The sequence below is a fragment of the Micromonospora sp. WMMA1996 genome (assembly GCF_002573675.1).
In the GTDB taxonomy this organism is placed as follows: domain Bacteria; phylum Actinomycetota; class Actinomycetes; order Mycobacteriales; family Micromonosporaceae; genus Micromonospora; species Micromonospora sediminicola.
Map to the genome: position 1 here is coordinate 1,800,462 of NZ_PDHU01000001.1, position 16,084 is coordinate 1,816,545.

General features: G+C 74.7%; 15 protein-coding genes and 1 pseudogene. 13 read left to right on the forward strand and 3 right to left on the reverse strand.

From position 1 onward, the window contains the following. Positions 1-18: 18 nt before the first annotated feature. From COO58_RS31210 to COO58_RS08665, 7 genes and pseudogenes are all read left to right on the forward strand, one after another. Positions 19-540 carry an ATP-binding cassette domain-containing protein gene (locus COO58_RS31210; RefSeq protein WP_369700176.1) on the forward strand — a complete coding sequence of 174 codons (522 nt, stop codon included), beginning with the start codon at positions 19-21 and terminating at the stop codon, positions 538-540. Continuing rightward, the gene (locus tag COO58_RS31215) at positions 456-827 is read left to right on the forward strand and encodes a hypothetical protein (RefSeq protein ID WP_369700196.1); all 372 of its coding nucleotides are present in this window, start codon (positions 456-458) and stop codon (positions 825-827) included. The genes COO58_RS31210 and COO58_RS31215 overlap by 85 nt, the downstream gene beginning before the upstream one ends. After that, a pseudogene (locus tag COO58_RS08645) lies at positions 824-1,539 on the forward strand (ABC transporter ATP-binding protein). Before COO58_RS31215 ends, COO58_RS08645 begins: the two are co-directional and overlap by 4 nt. 22 nt (positions 1,540-1,561) lie before the next feature. Next, positions 1,562-2,440 carry a branched-chain amino acid ABC transporter permease gene (locus COO58_RS08650; RefSeq protein ID WP_091574067.1) on the forward strand — a complete coding sequence of 293 codons (879 nt, stop codon included), beginning with the start codon at positions 1,562-1,564 and terminating at the stop codon, positions 2,438-2,440. Then, entirely contained in the window at positions 2,437-3,558 is a 1,122-nt protein-coding gene (locus COO58_RS08655; RefSeq protein ID WP_098744506.1) for a branched-chain amino acid ABC transporter permease, read from the forward strand. The genes COO58_RS08650 and COO58_RS08655 overlap by 4 nt, the downstream gene beginning before the upstream one ends. A 38-nt stretch (positions 3,559-3,596) precedes the next feature. Then, positions 3,597-4,868: an ABC transporter substrate-binding protein gene (locus COO58_RS08660; protein WP_098744507.1), complete on the forward strand. Its 1,272-nt coding sequence runs from the start codon at positions 3,597-3,599 to the stop codon at positions 4,866-4,868. A gap of 90 nt (positions 4,869-4,958) precedes the next feature. Then, positions 4,959-5,573, forward strand: coding sequence for a TetR/AcrR family transcriptional regulator (locus tag COO58_RS08665; protein WP_091574070.1), 615 nt, complete (start codon positions 4,959-4,961; stop codon positions 5,571-5,573). 8 nt (positions 5,574-5,581) lie between these two features. Here the strand turns inward: COO58_RS08665 and COO58_RS08670 are convergent, their stop codons facing one another. Next, on the reverse strand, positions 5,582-6,001 hold the full coding sequence (locus COO58_RS08670; RefSeq protein WP_098744509.1) for a MarR family winged helix-turn-helix transcriptional regulator: 420 nt from the start codon (positions 5,999-6,001) through the stop codon (positions 5,582-5,584). 121 nt (positions 6,002-6,122) lie between these two features. Here COO58_RS08670 and COO58_RS08675 point away from each other — a divergent pair, with 121 nt between their 5' ends. Further along, the gene (locus tag COO58_RS08675) at positions 6,123-7,874 is read left to right on the forward strand and encodes an ABC transporter ATP-binding protein (protein WP_255292561.1); all 1,752 of its coding nucleotides are present in this window, start codon (positions 6,123-6,125) and stop codon (positions 7,872-7,874) included. 164 nt (positions 7,875-8,038) lie between these two features. On the opposite strand, the gene COO58_RS08680 is transcribed toward COO58_RS08675, so the two are convergent. Then, entirely contained in the window at positions 8,039-8,959 is a 921-nt protein-coding gene (locus tag COO58_RS08680) for a hypothetical protein (protein ID WP_098744512.1), read from the reverse strand. Positions 8,960-9,198: 239 nt separating this feature from the next. Here COO58_RS08680 and COO58_RS08685 point away from each other — a divergent pair, with 239 nt between their 5' ends. The 5 genes from COO58_RS08685 (at position 9,199) to COO58_RS08705 (ending at position 14,802) form a co-directional block, all read left to right on the forward strand. After that, a complete protein-coding gene (locus COO58_RS08685; protein WP_098744513.1) occupies positions 9,199-10,059 on the forward strand; it encodes an alpha/beta fold hydrolase in 861 nt (286 codons plus the stop codon). Next, complete coding sequence (locus COO58_RS08690) at positions 10,056-10,670, forward strand: hypothetical protein (RefSeq protein ID WP_176558774.1); 615 nt, start codon at positions 10,056-10,058, stop codon at positions 10,668-10,670. The genes COO58_RS08685 and COO58_RS08690 overlap by 4 nt, the downstream gene beginning before the upstream one ends. A gap of 121 nt (positions 10,671-10,791) precedes the next feature. Next, positions 10,792-13,701 (forward strand): M36 family metallopeptidase, encoded by a 2,910-nt coding sequence (locus COO58_RS08695; RefSeq protein WP_255292562.1) that lies wholly within the window; start codon positions 10,792-10,794, stop codon positions 13,699-13,701. 174 nt (positions 13,702-13,875) lie between these two features. Next, positions 13,876-14,316 (forward strand): ribonuclease domain-containing protein, encoded by a 441-nt coding sequence (locus COO58_RS08700; RefSeq protein ID WP_098744516.1) that lies wholly within the window; start codon positions 13,876-13,878, stop codon positions 14,314-14,316. A 54-nt stretch (positions 14,317-14,370) separates the two neighbouring features. Next, complete coding sequence (locus COO58_RS08705) at positions 14,371-14,802, forward strand: barstar family protein (RefSeq protein WP_091574077.1); 432 nt, start codon at positions 14,371-14,373, stop codon at positions 14,800-14,802. A gap of 521 nt (positions 14,803-15,323) precedes the next feature. Here COO58_RS08705 and COO58_RS08710 read toward each other — a convergent pair. After that, complete coding sequence (locus COO58_RS08710) at positions 15,324-16,040, reverse strand: HD domain-containing protein (protein ID WP_091574078.1); 717 nt, start codon at positions 16,038-16,040, stop codon at positions 15,324-15,326. Positions 16,041-16,084: the final 44 nt, after the last annotated feature.

A 16,084-nucleotide genomic window follows, 5' to 3' on the forward strand; every position in this document is an offset into this window, starting at 1 on the left:
CGACCCGACGAGGTGACGATGAGCCCACCGGACACCCCCAGCGACGGTCCCGGTCTGGCGCTGCACCACGTCGGCGTCCACTTCGGTGGCCTGGTCGCGTTGGACGACGTCTCGCTGCGGGTGCCGCCCGGCCGGGTGGTCGGCGTGATCGGCCCCAACGGCGCCGGCAAGACGACCCTGTTCAACGTGGTCTGCGGGTTCGTGCGGCCGGGCACCGGCACGCTCACCCTGGACGGCCGGCCGTTCCGACCCCGCCCGCACCGGCTCACCCGACTCGGCATCGCCCGCACGCTCCAGGGCGTCGGCCTGTTCCCCGGCCTGACCGTGCTGGAGAACGTGGTGGCCGGCGCCAGCCACGACGCCCGGCCGGCTTCGCCACCGCGCTGTTCGGCCTGCCCCGCAGCGACCGTGACGAGCGGCGGCTGCGCGCCCGGGCCCTCGACCTGCTCGCCGAGCTGGGTGTCGACCGCCACGCCGGGGCCGCGCCGGCCACCCTGCCCTACCCGGTGCGCAAGCGGGTCGCGCTGGCCCGCGCGCTGATCGCCCGGCCCCGCCTGCTGCTGCTCGACGAGCCGGCCGGCGGGCTCGGCGCCGACGACGTGGCCGAGCTGGCCGACCTGGTCCGGGCCCTGCCCGAGCGCGACGACGGCTGCGCCGTGCTGCTCGTCGAGCACCACATGGACCTGGTCATGTCCGTCTGCGACGAGCTGGTGGTGCTCGACTTCGGCCGGGTGATCGCCGCCGGGCCGCCGGAGCGCATCCGCGACGACCCCCGGGTCACCGAGGCCTACCTCGGCGCCGACGTGCCGACCGGGGGCACGGCATGACCGCGGTGCTGGAGGTCGAGGCGCTCAGCGCCGGCTACGGCCCGGTGCCGGTGCTGCGGGACGTGGCGTTCACCGTGCCGGCGGGCACCGTCGCCGCCGTGCTCGGCGCCAACGGCGCCGGCAAGACCACGCTGCTGCGGACGCTGTCGGGGCTGCTGCGGCCCACCGGCGGCCGGATCCGGTACGCGGGGGAGGACCTGCGCGGCGTCCGGGTGGAGCACCTGGTCCGGCGCGGGGTGGCGCACGTGCCCGAGGGACGCGGCGTGGTGACCGAGCTGACCGTCGCGGAGAACCTGCGCCTGGGCGGGCTGTGGCGGCGGGACCGGGCCGACGCCCGGCGCGCCCAGGACGAGGTGTACGCGCTCTTCCCGGCCCTGGCCGACCGGCGCGACCATCTCGGACACCAGCTCTCCGGCGGGGAACGGCAGATGCTCGCGATCGGCCGGGCGTTGATCGCCCGCCCCGCCTGCTGCTGCTCGACGAGCCGTCGCTCGGGCTGGCTCCCCGGGTGACCGCGCAGATCATGGCGCTGCTGCGGCGGCTGCGCGACGAGCGGGGGATGACCGTCCTGCTGGTCGAGCAGAACGTGCGCACCGCGCTCTCCGTCGCCGACCAGGGGATCGTCATGTCGCTCGGCCGGGTGGTGACCGCCGCGCCGGCGGACCGGCTGCGTGACGACGACCGGCTGCGGCACGCCTACCTCGGGTTCTGACCGGCGAGCAGAAGGGTCGCGGATGCAGCGGTTCTGGTTCCTCACCTTCGACGGGCTCGCCGCGGGCGCGGTCTACGCCGCGTTCGCGCTCGCGCTGGTGCTCATCTGGCGGGCCGCCCGGGTGGTCAACTTCGCCCAGGGCGCGATGGCGGTCGCCACCGCGTACGTCGGCTACGCGGTCGCCGGCGCGACCGGCTCCTACTGGCTGGGCCTGGCCGCCGCGGTGCTGTCCGGCCTGGCCCTGGGCGCGCTGGTGGAACGGGTGCTGATGCGCTTCGTCGGCTCCGCCGGCCCGCTCAACCAGGTGATCGTCGCGCTCGGGCTGGTGCTGCTGATCCAGGCGGTGCTCGGCATGGTCTTCGGCAACGGCTACCGGCCGGCGGCCACCCCGTTCGACACCGACGCGCTCACCATCGGCGGGGTCGCCGCGCTGTCCCCGTACGACCTCTGGGTGCTCGGCGCGGCGCTGGCGGTCGTGGTGCTGCTCGCGCTGCTGTTCACCCGCACGCCGGTCGGCCTGCGGATGCGGGCCGCCGCGTTCGCCCCCGAGGTGTCCCGGCTGCTCGGCGTGAGCGTCGGCCGGATGCTCACGCTGGGCTGGGCGCTGGCCGCCGGCGTCGGCGCGCTCGCCGGCATGCTGGTCGTCCCCACCGGCCTGGGCCTGCACCCGCACGCCATGGACCTGGTCTTCGTGGTGGCGTTCACCGCCGCCGTGGTCGGTGGCCTGGACAGCCCGGTCGGCGCGGTGGTCGGCGGCCTGCTGGTCGGGCTGATCCTGTCCTACGTCACCGGCTACCTGGGACCGGACACCACGCCGCTGGCGGTGCTGGTGCTGCTGCTGGCCGTCCTGCTGGTCCGCCCCGGCGGGCTCTTCTCCGCGGCGAGAGCGAGGCACGTGTGACCACCACCCGCACCGAAGAGGCCCCGCCGTCGGCGTTGCGCCGGCTGCTGCCCGGCGCCCCGGCCGGCGGTGGCCCGCGCTCGGCGACGCTGCTGCGCCACCTGGCCGTGGCGGTGCTCGCCGGCACGCTCGTCGTCCTGCTGACCAACCAGCTCCCGCCCTACCAGAACCTCCAGGTGGCGCGGGTCTGCGCGTTCCTCTGCGTCACCGCCGGCTACACCGTGCTGGTCGGGCTCAACGGGCAGCTCTCGCTCGGCCACGGCGCGCTGATGGCCACCGGCGCCTACACCGTCGCCCTCGTCCAGCAGGGGTTCGACGACCGGGGCGTGCGCGGGTGGTGGATCCTGCCCGGGTCGCTGCTGGCCGCCGTCGCGGTGACCGCGCTGGGCGGGCTGGTCGTCGGGCTGGCCGCGGCCCGGCTGCGCGGGCCGTACCTGGCCGGCGTGACGCTCGCCGTGGCCACCCTGGTGCCGGCCGTGACCACCATCTTCACCGGCGTGTTCAACGGCGAGCAGGGGCTGCGCTTCCCGGCGCAGACGCCGCCGGCCGCGCTCGGCGAATACTTCCAGCCGGAACGCTGGCTGGCCTGGATCGCGCTGGCCGCCGCGCTGCTGACCATGGTGCTGCTGGCCAACCTGGTCCGCAGCCGGTTCGGCCGGTCGCTGCGCGCGGTCCGCGACGACGAGGTGGCGGCCCGGCTCACCGGCATCCCGGTGGCCCGCACCCAGGTGCTCGCGTTCGTGGTCAGCGCCGCCTGCGCCGGGCTCGGCGGCGGCGTCTACGCGGTGCTCACCGCCACCGTCGCCCCGGGCAAGTTCCCGCTCGACCTCTCGCTGTTCCTGCTCATGGCCATCGTGATCGGCGGCCTGGGCAGCCTGGCCGGGGCGGTCTGGGGCGCGCTGCTGCTGGTTGCCCTCCAGGACCTGCCCGGCCTGCTCACCGACCACCTCGACCTGCCCGCCGCGCTGGCCCAGCGACTGGAGGGCAACCTCGCGCTGGCCGTGTTCGGCCTGATCCTCATCGTCGTCATGCTCGCCGCCCCGGGCGGCCTGCAGGCCGGCGTACGCGCCCTCGCCACCCGGCTGCGCGCCACCGTCCGGCGTGCGCCGGACCGCTGATCCACCGGTCCCACCCACCCGCACCGGATTGGAGAACCATGCGCCCCACCACCCGCCGCGTTCTCGCGGCCGCCGCCGGCCTGGCCCTGCTGGCCGCGTCGACGGCCTGCGCCGACGACGCCAAGCAGGCCGCCGAGAACGTCCCCGGCGTCACCGACGGCGAAGTCGTCATCGGCACCCACCAACCGCTCACCGGCCCCGCCGCGCCCGGCTACTCGAAGATCTCCGCCGCCACCAAGGCCTACTTCGAGCACGTCAACAGCAAGGGCGGGGTGCACGGCCGGAAGATCGTCTACAAGGTCATGGACGACGGCTACAACCCGGCCAACACCGAGAACGTGGTCCGCAAGCTGGTCCTCGACGACAAGGTCTTCGCGCTGCTCGGCGGGCTGGGCACGCCGACGCACACCAACGTGCTGGAGTTCGTCAAGACGCAGAAGGTGCCGGACCTGTTCGTCTCCTCCGGCAGCCGCAACTGGAACCAGCCGGAGAAGTACCCGACGACGTTCGGCTGGCAGCCCGACTACACGGTCGAGGGCAAGATCCTGGCCAGTTGGGTCAAGCGGGAGTTCCCCGGGGCCAAGGTGTGCCACTTCGGGCAGAACGACGACTTCGGCCGCGACTCCCTGGCCGGGGTGGAGCAGGTGCTCGGCTCGGTGGCGGCGAAGCAGACGTACACCACCACCAACCAGCAGGTCGGGCCGGCGATCGGCGCGCTGCGGGCGGCCGGCTGCCAGGTGGTCATCTCGGCCAGCATCCCCGGCTTCACCGCGCTGGCCATGGGGCAGGCCGCCGGGCAGGGCTTCAAGGCGCAGTGGGTGGTGTCCAACGTGGGCGCGGACTACACCACGCTGTCGGCCCAGCTCGGCGACAAGAAGGTGATCCTGGAGGGGATGGTCGCCGACAACTACCTGCCCATGGTGGGCGACACCACCAACCCGTGGATCCAGGAGTTCACCAAGATCCACCAGAGGTACAACGCGGGCAACCCGGTCGACGGCAACGCGATCTACGGCTACTCGATGGCGTACACCTTCGTCCAGGCGCTGCTCGCCGCCGGACCCGAACCCACCCGGGAGAAGCTGGTCGAGGCCGTGCGCAAGGGCGGATTCCGGGGGCCCGGCCTCACCCCCTTCCGGTACGCCGAGAACGTGCACGCCGGCTACAGCGGGGTACGCCTGAGCCGGGTGACCGGCGGCGCGCAGACGTACTTCGGTCCCACGTACACCACCGACGACGGCGACGCCCCGGTCACCGAGTTCACCGAACCGCCGACCACCCCGCCGTCGGACGCCGTCCCGACCGCCTGACCAGCACGTGCGCCGGGCGGCCGGGTGACGGCCGCCCGGTGGCGCGCCCGTAGAGTGGCCGCCGTCGGTCGAGAACGGGGGAGCCGTCCCATGATCGAGGTGGATACCGACCCGCCGGCCCGGGTGGACGGCCGGGCGGCGCGGGCGGAACGGACCCGGGCCGCGATCGTCGAGGCGCACCTGGCGCTGATCGACGCCGGCGACCTGCGACCCACCGGGGAGCGGATCGCCGAGCGGGCCGGGGTGTCGCTGCGCACCCTCTGGACCAACTTCAAGGACATGGAGACGCTCTTCGCGGCCACCGGCCGGCGCATCGGCGAGCGGCAGGCCAGGATCTGGCGGCCCGTCCCGCCGGGGCTGCCGCTGGCCGCCCGCATCGCCGAGTTCACCGGCCAGCGGGCCCGGATGCTGGAGGTGCTGGCGCCGTCGGCCCGTGCGTCGGCGCTGCGGGAGCCGTTCTCGCCGCAGCTGCGGCGCAACCGGGAGGCGGCCATCGCCCGGGTCCGGCAGGAGATCGAGGCGGTGTTCGGCGCCGAGCTGGCGCACGCCGGGCCCGGCCGGGGGCAGTTGCTGGACGCGGTGACCGTGGCCTGCACCTGGGCCGCCTGGTCGATGATGCGCGACGCGATGGGGCTCGACGTCGAGGCCGCCCGCGCCGCCATGGCCCGTACGCTGCACGCGCTGCTCACCGCGGGCCGGGGCTGACCCCGGCGCTACTCCTCGCGCAGTCGGCGCAGGATCCGGGCCAGCTGCGCCCGGTCGTCCGGGTCGAGCGCGCCGAAGAAGCGCTCCGCCTCGGTGGCCCGGGCCGCCCGGATCGCGGCCCCGACCCGCTCGCCCTCGGCGGTCGGCGCGACCAGCGTGGCCCGACGGTCGCCCGGGTCGGGGCGCCGCTCGACCAGCCCTCGCTCCTGGAGGCCGTCGACCACCTCGGTGGCGGAACGGGGCGCGATGCGCAGGTGCTCGGCGAGCGCCCCGGGCCGCAACGCGCCGTGCCGCAGCAGGACACCGAGCGCCCGCGCCTGCCCGGGGCTGATCTCCCAGGGCTCCAGCGCGCCCTTGGTCTGGTGGCGCAGTCGCCGGGCCACCGCCCAGAACGTCTCGGCCAGGCTCTCCTCGTCGGTGCCGGTCACGGGAATACGGTAACAGCAACTCCTGTTGTTCCCTCATGATGAGGTAACCTCAGCATTATCACCGGACCAGAGGAGCACCCCCTTGGATCGCATCCCCGACGGCCGCGGAGCCGGCCGAACCGTGTCCGCCGCCGAGAAGGCCCAGGCCCGCGACGTCTCGCTGCGCCGCATCGGCGGCCTCTTCACCGCCCACCGCCGCCCGCTCGCCGCCGTGGTGGCGATCATCGTGGCGTCCTCGGTCATCGCGATGGCCTCGCCGTTCCTGCTGCGAACCGTCATCGACCGGGCGCTGCCCGACCGCGACCTGACGCTGCTGGCCTGGCTGGTCGCCGGCATGGTCGCGGTCGCCGCGGTCACCGCCGTGCTCGGCGTCGCCCAGACCTGGATCTCCACCCGCGTCGGCCAGGAGGTCATGCACCGCCTGCGCACCGACGTCTTCGCCCACCTCCAGCGGCAGTCGATCGGCTTCTTCGTGCGCACCCGCACCGGCGAGGTGCAGTCGCGCATCACCAACGACATCGGCGGCATGCAGGCCGTGGTCACCTCCACCGCCACCTCGATCGCGGCCAACCTCACCACCGTCGTCGCCACCACCATCGCCATGCTGGCGCTGAGCTGGCGGCTCACCCTCGTCTCGGCGGTCGTGCTGCCGCCCGCGCTCTGGCTCACCCGCCGGGTCGCCCGACTGCGCCGGGAGATCACCGCCCAGCGCCAGCGGGAGCTGGCCGACCTCACCGTGACCATCGAGGAGGGGCTGTCGGTCAGCGGCGTACGCCTGGCCAAGACGCTCGGCACCGGCGCCGCCCTGGTCGACCGCTTCACCGCCTCCTCGGCCCGCCTGGTCGACCTGGAACTGCGCTCCGAGCTGGCCGGCCGCTGGCGGATGGCCGCCATGACCGTCGTCTTCGCGGCCATCCCCGCCGTGATCTACCTGGGCGCCGGCCTGCCCGGCACCGCCGGCACGCTCACCATCGGCACCCTGGTCGCCTTCACCGCGTTGCAGGGCAACCTGTTCCGGCCGCTGATGGGCCTGCTCAACGTGGGCGTCACGCTCACCGCCTCGCTCGCGCTGTTCGCCCGCATCTTCGAATACCTCGACCTGCCCGTCGAGGTCGCCGAGCCGGCCCGCCCGGTGCCGCTGGACCCGGCCACGGTCCGCGGCCACCTGCGCGTCGAGGACGTGACGTTCAGCTACCCGGGCAGCGACACCGCCGCCCTGGCCGGGGTCAGCCTGGACGTGCCCGCCGGCACCAGCCTGGCCCTGGTCGGCGAGACCGGCTCCGGCAAGAGCACCCTCGCCGCGCTGGTCAGCCGGCTGCACGACCCGGACGCCGGGCGGATCACCATCGACGGCATCGACCTGCGCGACCTGCGCCTGGCCGACCTGGCCGCCGTCGTGGGCGTGGTCAGCCAGGAGACCTACCTGCTGCACGGCACCGTGCGGGACAACCTCCGGTACGCCCGGCCCGACGCCACCGACGCCGACATCGAGGCCGCCGCGCGCGCCGCGCGTATCCACGACCTGATCGCCGCGCTGCCCGACGGGTACGACACCATGGTCGGCTCGCGCGGCCACCGGTTCTCCGGCGGCGAGCAGCAGCGCCTGGCCATCGCCCGCACGCTGCTGCGCGACCCGCGGATCCTGGTGCTCGACGAGGCGACCAGCGCGCTGGACACCGAGACCGAGCGCGCGGTGCAGCGGGCCCTCGACGAGCTGACCCGGGGCCGGACCGTGGTGACCATCGCGCACCGGCTGTCCACGGTCCGCGACGCCGACCGGATCGCGGTACTCGACCACGGCCGGATCGTCGAGTCCGGCACCCACGACGCGCTGCTCGACCACCAGGGCCGCTACGCCACCCTGGTCGGCTGACCCACCCAGTCCCCGGCCCCGCCCTCGGCCCGGCCCCGCCCCGCCCCGCCCCGGCCCGGCCCCGGCCGGCCCGGCCCCGGCTCGGCGATCTTGGACTTGTGGTGCCTCGGATGTTCCGTTTCGACTGGTATCGGAGGTGCCACAACTCCAAGATCGACGTCGGTTCAGGGCTTGTGGGGTCTCGGCTCGTCCGGGGGTACGGGGCGTGGGCGTGGGCCGGGGGCCGGGCGCGGGGCGGGTGGGGGCAGCAGCGGCTCCAGCGGCGTGAACGCCTCCGCCTGCGTGCCCGGTCGTGGTCCGCGCCGCCCCGCCGGAGTTCCCTCCGACGGTCGCGCCGGCTCCCCGGCCGGCCGGCTCTCGCCCGTCGGCCGGCTCTCGCCCGTCAGGCCCGGCTCCGGTGGGTTGCGCCGGCTCTCGCCCGTCCGGCCCGGCCCCGCCGGGTCGCGCCGGTCGCGCTCCTGGGCGTACTCGCTGCGCCGGCGGGCCAGGTCCCGCTCGCACTCCAGCGCGATGCGCTGCTCCCAGTACGGCTGGAGCAGCCGGCGGACCCGCTCGTCCAGGTGCACCGTCACGTCCGGCTCGCAGGTGAACGTCACCTCGCCCCGCGCGTACGTCCACGGGGGCGGGTCGTCCTGCGCCAGGGCCGCCGACAACGCCGTGTGCAGCTCGCGCGGGCGGTGCGGCGGCACCTCCACCGAGCACCGGACCGCCAGCCGGTGCAACCGCTGCGTCGCCTGCGGCTGGAAGTAGTCGACGTACCAGCCGAACAGCTCCGGTCGCGCGGTCTCCGACGACCAGGTGAACGTGACGCGGACCAGGAACACGTAGACCTGACCCTGCGCCGGCACCACCAGCGGCTCCGGGAAGCGCCGGTCGACGGTGGTCACCGGCATCGCCGGCTCCTCGGTCCACCACAGCTGCCGCAGCGTCGGCTGCGCGCCGGCCCAGAACCGGCGGGTCCGCGAACGGGCCGCGCCGCCCAGGGTGCGGGCCCGCTCGGCCCAGCGCCGTCGCCAGCCGTCCACCGGTTCACCGGGCCTCGGCCGTCGTTCGGTCGGACCCAGGTCCTCCGGCACGCCGGTCATCGCACCCCCTTTCGCCGGGCGGCAGCCGTCGGCCCGGGACGGACAGGGCCTCCGGGACGGCCGGGCGAGGGGTGGACGGATCGTCGCGTGCGGCGACCCCGATCCACGCTAACAACCGGAGCCGGCCGGAGCGGGCCGCCGCGCGGACGGCCCGACCACCCTGCCGGTCGGTCGGGGCGGCGCTCAGGCGGGAACCGGAGACACCGCAGCGGGCCGGGTAAGCGGTCATACTGTGGGCGATGAGCGTCACCGTGCGCACCGACGACGACTGTCTCCTGTGGGCCGAACAGACCGGGTCCGGGCCTCCGCTGGTGCTCTGTCACGGGGGCCCCGGCCTCTGGGACCACCTCGACCCGATCGCCCGACTACTCGGGGACCACGCCCGCGTCACCCGGTGGGACCAGCGCGGTTGTGGCCGCTCGCAGCGCCGTGGGCCGTACGCGGTCGCCCGCTCCGTCGCCGACCTCGACGCCGTCCGCGACCAGTTGGCCGGGCCCCGCACGGCCCTGTTGGGGCACTCGTGGGGCGCGCACCTGGCGTTGCGGTACGCCCTCGACCACCCCGAGAGGGTCAGCCACCTGATCTACGTCTCCGGGACCGGCATCGACGCCGACCGCGGCTGGCACCGGCACTACGAACGGAACCTGCGGACGCGGCTCGGGCATCACCGGCCCCGGTGGGAGGCGCTCGGCTCCCGGGACCGCACGCCGGAGGAGGAACGCGAGTGGGCGGTCCTGCAGTGGTCGGCCGACTTCGCCTACCCGGACACCGCCCTGCGGGACGCCGAGCGGATGGCCACCCCCTGGCTGGGTCTCAACCGCGACTGCAACCGGGCCGTCAACGCGGAGGTCAAGCGCGAGCTCGCCAGCGCCGAACTGGCCGAGCGGTGCCGGGCGCTCGACGTGCCCGTGCTGATCGTCGACGGCGCCGAGGACATCCGTCCCCGGTGGGGCGTCGACTCGCTGCACCGGGCCCTGGGCACCTGCCGACGGGTGGCCATCGCCGGGGCCGGACACCTGCCCTGGGTCGAGCAGCCGGAGGAGTTCCGCCAGGCGGTCACGGACTTCCTCGCGCCGGAGCGGGGAGGATGGGGCCGGTGAGCGTGTGGGGGAACCTGGCGACGCAGCTGCCCGCGCTGCTCGGCGTCCTGGTCGGTACGGCGGGCACGATGCTCGTCACGAGCCTGAACGAACGGACCCGGTGGCGGCGGAGCCAGACCGTCCGCTGGGACGAGCGGCGTCTCGACGCGTACGTGGAGCTGACGAAGGCGGTCAAGGAGATCCACGCCGTCGCCACCCAGATGCTCGGTGAGCATCGTCCGGAGGCGCGGCGGCCGGCGCTCGACCGGGCCGAGGGGCTGGCCCGGCTGGCCGAGGCGGACGTGCGGCACACGCTGGCCTGGGAGGCGGCGCTCCTGCTCGGTGACGAGGCCACCGTCGAGGCCGCCGCCGAGTGGCGGCACGCGGTCCGCGACATCGAGTCGGCGGCGCGTGGCCTGCCCCGCCCGCCGTCCGACGTGCCCGGGATGATCCATCGGGCCGACGTGGGGCGCGACCGGTTCTACCACGCGGCCCGGCGGAGCCTCGGCGTCCGCGGGGGCTCGGTGGCGCAGGTGAGGCAGCTGCTCCCGGGATCCGGTGGGGCGGAGCCGGTCACGATCGCGCGGCGACGCCCGGCGGGTCGGAGAGCGGCGGACTCGGGCCAGCCATAGACAGACTGTCATTAATGGATGTTCGGCTGGTGTCGGTGCGTCGATCGTCCTGATCGGATGGCGGAACGGACATCGCCGTTCGACGATGACAGGAGGGACCGTGCGCACACCATCCCGTGCGTTGACGGGGACCACCGCGCTGCTCATGGCAGCCGGCATGGTCCTGACCGCCGCAGCCGGCGGCCAGGCGGCACCCCGGGAGGAGACCGCCACCCAGGCCTCACCCGACCACCTTCCGGGGGACCGGCACGACACCAAGGCCAAGGACAACCGGAAGGGTCGGGTCGCCGCCACCGAGCGGCAGCGGGACCGGGCCGCCGCGCTGGGCGCCCGGGTCCGCTGGACCGACTTCGGTACGCCGGCCACGCTCACCTCGACCGGCAAGCCGCTCGCCACCGGCCTGCCGGCCGACCCGGCGGCCGCCGCCCGCGCCTACGTGACGGCGAACCGGGACGTGCTCGGGCTGACCGCCGAGGGCGCCGCCGGCCTGGAGCAGCTGACCGTCGCGCCGATGGGGCAGGGCGCGACCGTGCTGTTCCGGCAGCGCTTCGGGGACCTGCCGGCCGCCGTCGACGGCATGCTGGCGATCGGCGTACGCGACGGGGCGGTGTGGCACGTCAGCTCTTCGCTGGCCCGCGACGCCGGGACACCGGCGGCGGCCACGATCGACGCCGAGCAGGCCCGGCGGGTCGCGATCGCCGACGCCGGCCGTGCCGACGCGCGGGTGATGCGTACCTCGCTGGTCGCGGTGCCCACCGCTGACCGGGGGCCGCGCGCGGCGTGGGAGGCGGTGCTCGGCGCGGACACCACCGGCGCGGACCCGGCCGCCTACTCCACCTACGTGGACGCCCGCGACGGCGCCGTGCTGGTCCGCGAGGACCTGATCGACCACGACGCGGACCACCCGTCCTGGGACGTCTTCCCGAACTCGCCGCGGGTCGACCGGTCCTCGGTCGACACCCGGGTGCGCTGGTGCGCCACACCGGCCCCCGGCTGCCGCGAGGTGGTGGGCGTGCCGGGGCACCCGGCGTGGGACGTGGACCCGGCGACCGGGGCGTCCACCACGACGACCAAGGGCAACAACGCGATCGCGGTGCAGAACTGGTTCAGCAACGACCCGTTCAGCGTCGGCACCGAGACCGCCACGCCCCGGCCGGACCGGGTCTACGCGTACCCGTGGACCAACCAGTGGCAGGAGCGGCGCTGCGACCCGGAGGTGTTCACCTCGCCGGAGGCCAACGACATCGACGCGGCCCGGGCCAACCTGTTCGCCATGCACAACCGGATGCACGACTGGACCTACCACCTGGGCTTCACCGAGGAGACCTGGAACCTCCAGCAGGACAACCTCGGCCGGGGTGGCCTCGGCGGCGACGCCGAGCAGGGCAACGCCCAGGCCGGCGGTGTCAGCGGCGGCCCGCCGACGTTCGCGGCGCGTAACAACGCCAACCAGATCACGCCGCCGGACGGGGTCGCGCCGACCACCAACATGTACCTGTGGCAGCCCATCGCCGGGGCGTTCTACGCACCCTGCGTCGACGGCGACTTCGACATGTCGGTGATCGCCCACGAGTACGGCCACGCGGTCACCAACCGCATGATCGCCGGCCCGAGCGCCGGCGTCAGCTCGCCGCAGGGCATGAGCGAGAGCTGGTCGGACCAGCTCGCCATGGAATACCTCTACGAGCACGGGTACGCCGCACCCGGCCGGCGCGGTTTCACCATCGGCGAGTACACCACCGCAGATCCGAACGCGGGCATCCGCAACTACAACATGAGCGCCAGCCCGCTCAACTACGGTGCGGTCGACTACGACCTCGTCGGCCTCCAGGTGCACGCCTCCGGCGAGGTCTGGAGCGCCACCAACACCGACATCCGCGCGGCCATGATGCGCCGCTGGGGCAGCGGCACGCCGGCCGTGCAGAAGGCCTGTGCGACCGGGGCGCGCGAGGTGACCGCCTGCCCGGGCAACCGGCGCTGGATCCAGCTCGTCTTCGACTCGTTCCTGCTGATGGCGGTCAGCCAGGTCAGCATGGTCGACGCCCGGGACGCGATGCTCGCCGCCGACCGGATCCGCTTCGGCGGGGACAACCAGGACCTGCTCTGGAACGCCTTCGCCGAGCGCGGCCTCGGCGAGACCGCGGCCAGCGTCGGCCACACCGACCCCGACCCCACGCCGGGCTTCACCTCGCCGTACGCCCGCGAGGGTTCGCTGCGGTTCCTGCCGATCGGCGAGCGCGGGCCGGTGGCCGGCGCGCAACTGTTCGTCGGGCGCTACCAGGCGCGTGCGGTGCCGGTCGCGGACACCGACGCGGCCACCCCGCTGACCGACCGGGTGGACCTGGTCCCCGGCACCTACGAGTTCGTGGTCCGGGCGCCCGGGTACGGGCACACCCGGATCGGCCCGGTGACGGTCAGGGCCGGCAAGACCCGCCCGCTGGCGGTGCCGCTGCGGCCCAACCTGGCCTCGGTCACCGCCGGCGCGACGGTCGGCGGCGACGGGATCAACCTGCCGCAGATCGCCGACGACGACGAGGCCACCAACTGGGCGTCGCTCGGCGTGCCGGTCGCCGGCCGGCAGGTCACCGTGGACCTGGCCGGCGGCCTCCAGCAGGTACGCCGGGTGCAGGTCAGCGCGATGCTGCGCCCGCCGGTCGCCGGTGACCCGGACGCCGGCACCCAGAACAGGTACTCGGCGCTGCGCCAGTTCCGGGTCCTGGCGTGCACCGCGAAGGGATCGGTGACCTGCGCCGACGCGGCCGACTTCCGGCCCGTCTGGACCAGTCGGCCGGACGCCTTCCCGGCCGTGGCGCCGCGTCCCCGGGCGCCGGAGCTGATCCTGCGGTCGTTCGACATCCCGCGCACCAGGGCCACCCACCTGCGGGTCGAGGTGCTGACCAACCAGTGCACCGGCGCGCCGGACTACGCCGGTGAGCAGGACGCCGACCCCCGGGCGGCGACCGACTGCGCCACGGCCAGCCCGCAGGCGCAGAACGTGCGGATCGCCGAGTTCCAGGCGTTCGCGCGCTGACCACGCGGCGGGTGTGGACGGTTCCCGTCCGCACCCGCCATCGTGTGTTCACCAGCGGTTCGGGGCGTGGACGCCGGACCGGGCCTGTACGCCGGGCAGGATCCTCGGCAGACTGAGCGCCGACCGTCGAACGACGTCGGTCGATGTCCAGTCGGCTCGCTCAAGGAGGATCCCTTGACCCCGTTCCGCGCCGTCGCCACCCGCGTCCGCCGGGCCCTGGCCGCGTCCGCCCTGGTCACCGCCGTGGCCGCCGCCGCGCTCGTCGCCCCGTCCACCGTCTCCACCCGGCTGGCCGAGCCGGCCCGGGCCGCCGTCTACAGCTCGTGCACGCTGTCCCGCTGCGCCGACGCCCGCACCGCCCGCTCCGGCTGGTCGGCGAAGAGCTTCCCGACCAGCCGGGGCTGGTACTCCTGGAGCGGCGGCCAGTGCAACTTCGCCGGCGGCCGGTTCTACAACTACGAGGGGCAGCTGCCCGCCAACGCCACCTACTACGAGTACGACGTCTACCCGCGCGCCTGCAACGCCTCCCGCGACGCGTACCGGATCGTGGTCAACAAGAGCACCGGGGCGACCTGGTTCTCGCCCGACCACTACGCCACCTTCTACCGGCTCTGAGCTCCGTCGGCGCCGGCCCTCCCGGCCGGCGCCGGCTCCGGAAAGGACTGACCCATGGGTGTCGCGCCCCCGCAGCCGCCGGCCTGGCTCACACTGGACGATCAGGCGGCGTCCGCGCCGGCCGGCGTGCCGGTCCCCGGCCCGGCCACCCGGACCCGGGCGGCCCTGCACGAGACGCTCGCCGACGCCCTGGCGCTGCCCTCCTGGTACGGCCACAACTGGGACGCCCTCGCCGACGCGTTGGCCGACCGGCTCGACACCGGGCCGCTCACCCTGGTCGTCACGGGCGCGGCGAACCTGCTCGCCGACGAGCCACCCGCCCAACTCGGCACGTTGCTCGACGTCCTCGGCGCGGTCGCCGCCGGTGGCCACGAGACGCTGCGGGTGGTGTTGCGTGAGCAGCCGGACCGGCTGCCCGCCCTGCGTGCCCGGATCGCCGCCGCCCTGGGCGGCCACGTCGGCGCCCCGCCCTCCGACGCGACCTGACCGCCTCGGCCGACGCTGTCCGCGGCGCCGCCGTCTGCGGCCGGGGTCCGGTCCGGCTCAGCCGCGGCTCGGCCCGACCCGGCCGGCCATGGCCCCGGTCCGGCCCGGCCGCGGCCACGTTGCCCTCGGTCCAGCGCGGCCTCTGATCCCGGCCTCACTGGTCGTCGACCCGGTCCGGTTCCGGCGCCTGATCCCCCCGGCTCTCGTCCGGAGGCGATGCCTGGTTCTCCTGCGGCCACAGCCCGCTGCCGAACCGGCCCGAGGGGCTGCTCGGTGGAGCTGAGTGGGCGGCATGATCGCGCCTGCGGGTGACCTCGCCCCGCACGCCAGAGCCCTCCGGGAGAATGGGCCGACGTTCAGTCGATATACCGCTGGGTCATAACTATGACCCAGCGGTATGTCGCTCTCGATGAGTGTGTCCAGCTGCGAGGCTACGGACAGTGAGTTCTCGGCCCGGAGTGCCGTCTTCGTGCGGTGTCCGTCCTCGCCCAGCAGCGCCGTTGCCGTGCGGCGGTGCCGGGTCAGTTCGGCTGGTCGAGGATGGCGCTGAACCGCTCCTCGGCGAGGTCGAGCTGGGCGAAGATGTGCCGCTTGACCGGCGCCGAAAGCGGCGTGTCCGGCCGGGCGATCAGATCGCGGAAGACCGGCACCAGCGGCCGGTACTTGGCGGCCGAGGTCGCCACCTTGGGCCCGACCGTGTGGATCACGCCCACGCCGTTGTCGGTGAAGTCCGACACCTTGATCACCCGCGCCCAGGGCTCGCGGTCGAGGCTGGCCGCCACGTGCTCCCGGTACTGCGCGTGCCGATCCCGACCCGGGTCGTACGCCGGGTTGGTCACCGCCGCGACGAGCCGCGCCACCCGCGGGCCGAAACGGGCGGCGAGCGTGGCCAGTGCCGCCGCCGTCGGATCGCCCGCGCCGGCACCGGCCAGCTCGGCCGGGTGGTCCTCCACCGCGTCGTGCAGCAGCCCCGCGACGATCACGTCGACGTCGCGCACCTGGTAGTGGTGCATCATCCGGATCGCCACCCGGAGCAGGTGGTTGAGGTACGGCTCGCGGACCCGCCGGTCGTCGCGGTGCAGGTCGGCGGCGAGGTCGAGGGCCTCGGTCAGCCGGTCGCGGGCGGCCTCGTCGAACGCCTCGATCTCCAGCCGGAAACGGGCCAGCAGACCGGGCTCACCGTGGATCTCGGTGATCGCGTGCATCGGCATCGTGGCGAGGTACGCGGGGAACTCCATGCGTCCCTTATAGCTGATCTTCGCTCGCCGTGGATGTCGGCTGG

What these genes read in the sequence shown, in the direction of transcription:
- COO58_RS31210 (WP_369700176.1), top strand. Translation starts at nt 19, where the DNA reads ATGAGCCCACCGGACACCCCCAGCGACGGTCCCGGTCTGGCGCTGCAC.
- COO58_RS08650 (WP_091574067.1), top strand. Translation starts at nt 1,562, where the DNA reads ATGCAGCGGTTCTGGTTCCTCACCTTCGACGGGCTCGCCGCGGGCGCG.
- COO58_RS08660 (WP_098744507.1), top strand. Translation starts at nt 3,597, where the DNA reads ATGCGCCCCACCACCCGCCGCGTTCTCGCGGCCGCCGCCGGCCTGGCC.
- COO58_RS08665 (WP_091574070.1), top strand. Translation starts at nt 4,959, where the DNA reads ATGATCGAGGTGGATACCGACCCGCCGGCCCGGGTGGACGGCCGGGCG.
- COO58_RS08680 (WP_098744512.1), bottom strand. Translation starts at nt 8,959, where the DNA reads ATGACCGGCGTGCCGGAGGACCTGGGTCCGACCGAACGACGGCCGAGG.
- COO58_RS08685 (WP_098744513.1), top strand. Translation starts at nt 9,199, where the DNA reads ATGAGCGTCACCGTGCGCACCGACGACGACTGTCTCCTGTGGGCCGAA.
- COO58_RS08705 (WP_091574077.1), top strand. Translation starts at nt 14,371, where the DNA reads ATGGGTGTCGCGCCCCCGCAGCCGCCGGCCTGGCTCACACTGGACGAT.
- COO58_RS08710 (WP_091574078.1), bottom strand. Translation starts at nt 16,040, where the DNA reads ATGGAGTTCCCCGCGTACCTCGCCACGATGCCGATGCACGCGATCACC.